The following is a 6836-nucleotide window of genomic DNA, read 5'->3' on the forward strand; positions in this document are numbered from 1 at the left end:
CACAACAAAATGAAAGATTTATTACAGCAATTTGAAAATAAAGAACCTGAAATTGTTTTTAACTGGAAAGATTCTGAAACAGAAGCTGAAGGTTGGACAGTAATTAATTCACTTCGTGGAGGAGCCGCAGGAGGTGGAACGAGAATGAGAAAAGGCTTGGATATGAATGAAGTTTTGTCATTGGCAAAAACAATGGAAGTTAAATTTTCAGTTTCCGGACCTGCTATTGGAGGTGCAAAATCAGGAATTAATTTTGACCCGAACGACCCTCGTAAAAAAGGTGTTTTACAACGTTGGTATAAGGCAGTTTCACCATTGTTAAAAAGTTACTACGGTACAGGTGGAGATTTGAATGTTGATGAAATTCACGAAGTTATTCCGATGACAGAAGAATGTGGTGTCTGGCATCCGCAGGAAGGTGTTTTTAACGGACATTTTAAACCCACTGAAGCTGATAAAATCAACAGAATTGGTCAATTGCGTCAAGGTGTTATCAAGGTTATTGAAAATCCAAAATTCTCTCCGGATGTAACCAGAAAATATACTGTTGCTGATATGATTACAGGTTATGGCGTTGCTGAAGCTGTTCGTCATTTCTACAATACTTACGGTGGTGACATTAAAGGTAAAAAAGCCATTGTTCAGGGATTTGGAAATGTTGGATCTGCAGCAGCTTTTTATTTAGCCGAAATGGGAGCCAAAGTAATCGGAATTATTGATCGTGATGGTGGATTAATCAACGAAGATGGTTTTTCTTTTGAAGAAATCAGAACGTTGTTTTTAAATAAGGACGGAAATAAATTGGTTGCGGATAATATGATTCCGTTTGAAGAAATCAATTCTAAAATCTGGACTATTGGTGCTGAAATTTTCACTCCTTGTGCTGCTTCAAGATTGGTACAACAAACTCAGATTGACAGCTTAATTGCAAACGGATTAGAAGTTATTTCTTGTGGTGCGAATGTTCCTTTCGCCGACGCAGCAATTTTCTTCGGACCAATCATGGAAGAAGTTGATCATAAAGTAAGTTTGATTCCGGATTTTATTTCAAACTGCGGAATGGCGAGAGTTTTTGCTTATTTCATGGAGAAAAAAGTTCAAATGACGGATGAGGCGATCTTTAATGATACTTCAGAAATTATAAAAAATGCGATTGTTAAGGCTCACGCTTTGAATCCATCAAAAACAAATATAAGTGCAACTGCTTTTGAGATTGCATTGAAACAATTAGTGTAATATTTTTTACACTCTTCTTTTAAACGAGCCAAGTTATCTTTGGCTCGTTTTTTTTTTGCCACAGATTTTAATGATTAAAAGATTTCATGCTTTGCGATTAATTTTTTCACGCAGATTTGGCAGATTGAGCAGATTTTGGCTTGTGGTTAGAATTTCACGCAGATTTAAAATAGATTTAAGCAGATTTTCGCAGATCTATTTTAAAATTAAATCTGCTAAAATCCGCCAAATCTGCGTGAAAAAAACATACGCATAGCTTTTGTTTTTAATCTCGCAAAGGCGCAGAAGCGCAAAGAAAAACTTAAAAAAGAAAAACTTTGCGACTTCGCGACTTTGCGGGAAATAAGTTAGCGAACCTTGCGTAAACCTTAGCGAATCTTGCGGTTAAATTCCTTCTTTGATTCTAAACAATTTTTACTACTTTTAAACGTTTTTAATAAGATACAATACAAAATTCAGAATCAAAATGACTTCTACGGATTCTTCAGACAAAAAGAAATCACTACTCATAACGACAGCAATTTATGCTGCCTTTTTATTACTGTTATTTTTCATACGTTTTTGGCCTCCATATAATCCGGAAAACAATGTCGCACTTGCTGATGGCGGTGGCGGCGGTGGCGGTGTAACCGTGAATTTTGGCGACAGTGATTTAGGTTCCGGAGCAAATTATAAAAGCGAAGTTTTAAATGTAAAAAACGAAGCAAAAGCGACTCCTGCAAAATCAGCTCCTGACGAAGCAATCATAACTCAAGAAAATACAACCGATGATGTTAACGATGTCGTTATTCCAGTAAAGGAAAAACCAAAAAAAGCCACACCAGTTGTAAAACCCGAAACAAAACCCGTTCCTGAAAAACCAAAAGTTTCAAACTCAACAAACGATGCTTTATCGAGCATTATGAAAGGATCAAATAAAGGTGGTGATGGCGACGATAAAGTTGCCGGTAACAAAGGAAAAGCAGGTGGAAGTTTAAATTCTAATGGCTATTACGGCACCGGAGGTTCTGGTGGCGGAACAGGCGGAGGAAACGGAACCGGAAATGGTATTGGCACAGGAAGCGGTTATGGAGCAGGAAGCGGCGGTGGTTCTGGTGGCGGCACAGGATATTCTTTAAACGGACGAAAAGCATTATCGAAGCCTGCACCTAAATATACTTGTAACGAAGAAGGAAAAGTAGTTGTCGAAGTTACAGTAGACCAAAACGGAAAAACTATAAGTGCAAGGGCAGGAATAAAAGGGACGACCAATACAGCAAGTTGTTTATTAGAGCAAGCGAAAATTGCCGCAATGAATACGAAATGGTCTCCTGATGAGAATGCAGCAGCAAAACAAATAGGTCAAATTATATATAATTTTAGTTTGAATTAGAACACAATCTTGTCATTGCGAGGAAAGAATCAATCTCACTAACAATAATAGAAAAAAGGCTTTCTGACATATTTCAGAAAGCCTTTTTTATGTTTTATTTGTTTAGTTTGTCATTCCGAGGAACGAGGAATCCCCGCAAGAAGCTCGACAAAGATTGGCTTTTCTTTGCGGAGTTACTTGCGGGGATTCCTCGTTCCTCGGAATGACAAGATTGTGTTACATACTAAGTGATGTTGCTTCGTTCCTCGCAATGACATACTTTGTGGTTACTTTACTTTGAGGAATTAATTTCGGAGATTCCTGTTCAGAATGGCAAGATTGGGTTGCTTATTCTAGTGAGGTTGCTTCGTTCCTCGCAATGACATACTTTGTGGTTACTTTTTCTTTATCTACCCCCTTTTTCTATACTCCTTTTTCTATACTCCTTTTTCTATACTCCTTTTTCTATACTCTTGCTTCTATACTCTTGCTTCTTGCATCTATACTCTTTATTCTATATTCTATATTCTTCACTCTATTCTCTCTTTTTCCGCGTGAGGGATAGTAGCTGGCTACCGAAGTAGCGCGGATAGCCCGACCGGAATAAAAAAATGGGCGAATCAACGTTATGCTGATTGGCCCATTTTTTTATTGTGGTCACGCCCTGATGATAATTTTACTTCGGACTGGTAGCAATCACGAACTTTAAATTGTTCCTCACTCCTATCTGCAATACATCAACTAAATCCTGTACCTGAAGGTTAAATGGAATTCGAACGACAACTGTCTGATCTTTATCTGTTCCTATTTTTGACATTAAACTGGTTTCCAGATTTTCGAAATCAACTGGTTCTTTGTCGATATAGAATTTTTTATCTTCTGTAACTGATAAACTGATCAGCTGTTTGTTTGTTTTTTCATTTGATTTCGCTTTTGGCAAAGTCATTTTAATAACATTCGGGTTTGCAAGCGTTGAGATAATAAGGAAAAACAACAGCAAGAAAAACATAATATCACTTAACGATGAAGTCGCCACTTCGGCATGAAATCTTCTTTTTCTCTTAATAGACATACCTTATGCTCTTTGAATTATATTGACAAATTCTAAAATTTGTTTCTGAATTTTTAAAGCAAAATCATCAATTTTTCCGTTCAGCAAGTGGTAAGCACTGTAAGCAATAATACCCACAATTAACCCAGAACCAGAACTGATCATTTTCTCATATAAACCTCCGGAAATATTCCCAATACTAATATTTTCTGTAACCGAAATACTGTAGAAAATCTTGATAACTCCGGAAATTGTTCCGATGAAACCCAGCGTTGGTGCAATACCTGCAATTAGTCCAAGATGACCTAAACGTCTTTCCATTTCACCGATTTCAATATCAGCGGCACGGTCCATGTTCGATTCAATCTCTGCAATTGGTCTTCCGATAACCAGAACACCTTCTTTCAAAATATTTGCTGCAGCAGTATCGCTTCTTTCAACAATTGTTCTGGCTAATTCAATATTTCCAGCATTTAATTTATCACCTACATCCTGCATTAATCGGCTATCAATTTTCGAGGCTTTACTGATGTATAAGTAACGCTCTATAATTACGTAAAAAGTATAAAACAATAAAATAGCGATTGGAATAAGGAAAAAACCTCCTTTTAAGATAAATCCTAAAACTGAGATTTCAGTATTTGGTGCAATTTTTTCGATAACTACGTTAGATGCGGCGTTTGTAATGGTATCTGTCTGTAATTGAATAAAACTAAACATATATTAATTCTGGTTTTTAATAATTAATTCTAAAAAATATTTGAAATTTGCAATAAAGATAATTTTCGCTCTCATATAAAACTAAAAAAAACGAAAATTATTTCAATCAACAACTATTTTATCCCAATTACATGAATTATCAGGAAACCACCAACTGGATGTTTAATCAGCTTCCGATGTACCAACTTCAGGGCGCTTCGGCTTACAAAGAAGATTTAACCAATATTAAACTATTGGCGGCACATCTTGATAATCCGCAAGATAGACTAAAATGCGTTCATGTTGCGGGAACCAATGGCAAAGGATCGACTTCGCATATGTTAGCATCCGTTTTACAAGAAGCCGGATATAAAGTTGGTTTGTACACTTCGCCGCATTTAAAAGATTTTAGAGAACGGATTAAAATTAACGGTGAAGAAATCTCGGAAGATTTTGTTTGTAATTTTATTGAAAAACACAAAACCTTTTTTGAAGCAAATGATATGAGTTTCTTCGAAATGTCTGTTGGTTTGGCATTCGATTATTTTGCTTCAGAGAAAGTAGATATTGCGATTATTGAAGTTGGCTTAGGGGGACGATTAGATGCTACCAATATTATCACCCCTTTAGTTTCGGTCATTACCAACATCGATTTAGATCATACACAGTTTTTAGGAAATACTCCCGCGGCAATTGCAGGTGAAAAAGCCGGGATTATAAAATCAAATATTCCTGTTGTTATTGGAGAATATACTTCGGAAACACAGCCTGTATTTTTGGCTAAAGCCGAAGACAAAAGAGCGCCAATTTATTTTGCTGCTGATTTAATTTCAGAAGTTTTTCCTTCGGATTTAATTGGAGATTATCAATTTCACAATAAAAAAACGGTTCAGCAGACGATTAGTATTTTGAATGCTACAACTAGCTTCAAAGTTTCAGATGAAAATCTAAAAAACGGTTTATTGAAAGTCGTTATAAATACTGGTTTACAAGGAAGATGGCAGCAACTTGAAGAAAATCCAAAAATCATTTGTGACACAGCCCACAACAAACACGGGTTAGCAGTTGTAATGAATCAGATTCAGAAAGAAACTTTTGAAAATCTCCATATTGTTTTAGGCGTTGTGAACGATAAAGATCTGGATTCGATTTTGCCCCTATTCCCAAAAAAAGCACAGTACTATTTCTGCAGACCCGATTCGTCCAGGGGACTAAGTACTGAAATACTGCAAGATACAGCCAAAAAGTACAATTTAATGGGAGAAAAATATGAATCGGTGGAAAAAGCTTTTTTAAGCGCAAAGAAAAAAGCTACAAAAAATGATTTCATTTATGTAGGCGGAAGTACTTTTGTGGTGGCCGAACTCCCGTTAAATAAAGAAAGTTAAATGCAGCTGAAAATGAGTTTTAAAATTCACATTTAAATCACAACTATTTAATATTTAATGATTTAAATTTAAAGCAAACGGAGTCAGCGATGAATTGGTTAAAAAGGCCTGGCCAGCCGAAAAAGCCAGAACTGCCTTCTTTAAAAAATATGATAAATTTTACACTCCCATTCATTTAGATGAAATCTACCAAAGCATTACTTCTGTTGGTGAAATCCATTATAAAGACCAAACCAAAAAACCAATGATTGTTACATTCGAAAATCACAGATGAATATGGCCGGAAAAGGAAAAAATGTAAAAGAATTCAATGAAAAAATAACATTCAAAGATCCGTTTATAAAAGCTTATCAACCATTTTAGACATTGGTGGGGTTCTACCAGTACTGATTTAGGGAAGCGTTTTTCTATGATTCTTTGGCAGATTTATAAAAATCCAGTAAAAAAAATAGACGAACTTATTAAAACAACCTGGCCCAATGACAAAGATGCCGATACTTTTTTTTGATGAGTTGGAAAAATCTTTCACCGGAAAACACAGCGATTATATCTACAGGAACATTCCGTCGCTATCAAAATAGAAATTTAACCTAAAAATTTACGATCATAACAAATTCTACCCCAACAAGATAGAAAACACATTAAAAAAACTTTAAATTTTTAGTGTGTTTTCTTTGCAGAACTCAAAAACTAGCGTATATTTGCACTCGCAATCACGAAATGATAGCAACCTAGTAAAATAGGGCGATTAGCTCAGCTGGTTCAGAGCACCTCGTTTACACCGAGGGGGTCGGGGGTTCGAACCCCTCATCGCCCACCAAGAAACTCCTTAAGATATTAGGGAGTTTTTTTTGCTCCACTATTTTCTGAAATGCACAATAATTCAAATCTTGTAAAACTGAAGCTATACAGCTTCCTCTCGTACAATTCATTCAGAGGATCAATACAATGGATCATGCGCAAAAGTTGGGGATTAGGCAAAAAGATTCGATAACCTAAATAAGAAGAAGTCTATATTTCTTACTCCTCTAAATTGGCTTCTAAATGCTTTTATTTTTGCATTAAAGGATTCTGCCGAAGCATTTGTACTTCTGTTATCAAAATAGTTTAG

General features: G+C 35.9%; 6 protein-coding genes and 1 tRNA gene. 4 read left to right on the forward strand and 3 right to left on the reverse strand.

Annotated features, from left to right (window positions below; translation table 11 throughout):
- The first annotated feature begins 9 nt into the window (after positions 1 to 9).
- Together J2X17_RS16040 and J2X17_RS16045 are read left to right on the forward strand one after the other, a co-directional pair.
- On the forward strand, positions 10 to 1236 hold the full coding sequence (locus J2X17_RS16040; protein ID WP_310300153.1) for a Glu/Leu/Phe/Val dehydrogenase dimerization domain-containing protein: 1227 nt from the start codon (positions 10 to 12) through the stop codon (positions 1234 to 1236).
- Between the two features lie 466 nt (positions 1237 to 1702).
- Positions 1703 to 2608 carry an energy transducer TonB gene (locus J2X17_RS16045; RefSeq protein ID WP_310300156.1) on the forward strand — a complete coding sequence of 302 codons (906 nt, stop codon included), beginning with the start codon at positions 1703 to 1705 and terminating at the stop codon, positions 2606 to 2608.
- Between the two features lie 655 nt (positions 2609 to 3263).
- Here J2X17_RS16045 and J2X17_RS16050 read toward each other — a convergent pair.
- Together J2X17_RS16050 and J2X17_RS16055 are read right to left on the reverse strand one after the other, a co-directional pair.
- A complete protein-coding gene (locus tag J2X17_RS16050) occupies positions 3264 to 3659 on the reverse strand; it encodes an ExbD/TolR family protein (RefSeq protein WP_310300159.1) in 396 nt (131 codons plus the stop codon).
- Between the two features lie 3 nt (positions 3660 to 3662).
- A complete protein-coding gene (locus J2X17_RS16055; protein WP_310300162.1) occupies positions 3663 to 4358 on the reverse strand; it encodes a MotA/TolQ/ExbB proton channel family protein in 696 nt (231 codons plus the stop codon).
- A gap of 131 nt (positions 4359 to 4489) precedes the next feature.
- Here J2X17_RS16055 and J2X17_RS16060 point away from each other — a divergent pair, with 131 nt between their 5' ends.
- Together J2X17_RS16060 and J2X17_RS16065 are read left to right on the forward strand one after the other, a co-directional pair.
- A complete protein-coding gene (locus tag J2X17_RS16060; RefSeq protein ID WP_310300165.1) occupies positions 4490 to 5725 on the forward strand; it encodes a bifunctional folylpolyglutamate synthase/dihydrofolate synthase in 1236 nt (411 codons plus the stop codon).
- Positions 5726 to 6467: 742 nt separating this feature from the next.
- A tRNA-Val gene (locus tag J2X17_RS16065) sits at positions 6468 to 6545 on the forward strand.
- 153 nt (positions 6546 to 6698) lie between these two features.
- On the opposite strand, the gene J2X17_RS16070 is transcribed toward J2X17_RS16065, so the two are convergent.
- A partial coding sequence (locus J2X17_RS16070; RefSeq protein ID WP_310300179.1) for a transposase occupies positions 6699 to 6836 on the reverse strand: 138 nt, incomplete at its 5' end.

The organism is Flavobacterium aquidurense (genome assembly GCF_031458035.1).
Classification (GTDB): Bacteria; Bacteroidota; Bacteroidia; order Flavobacteriales; family Flavobacteriaceae; genus Flavobacterium; species Flavobacterium aquidurense_C.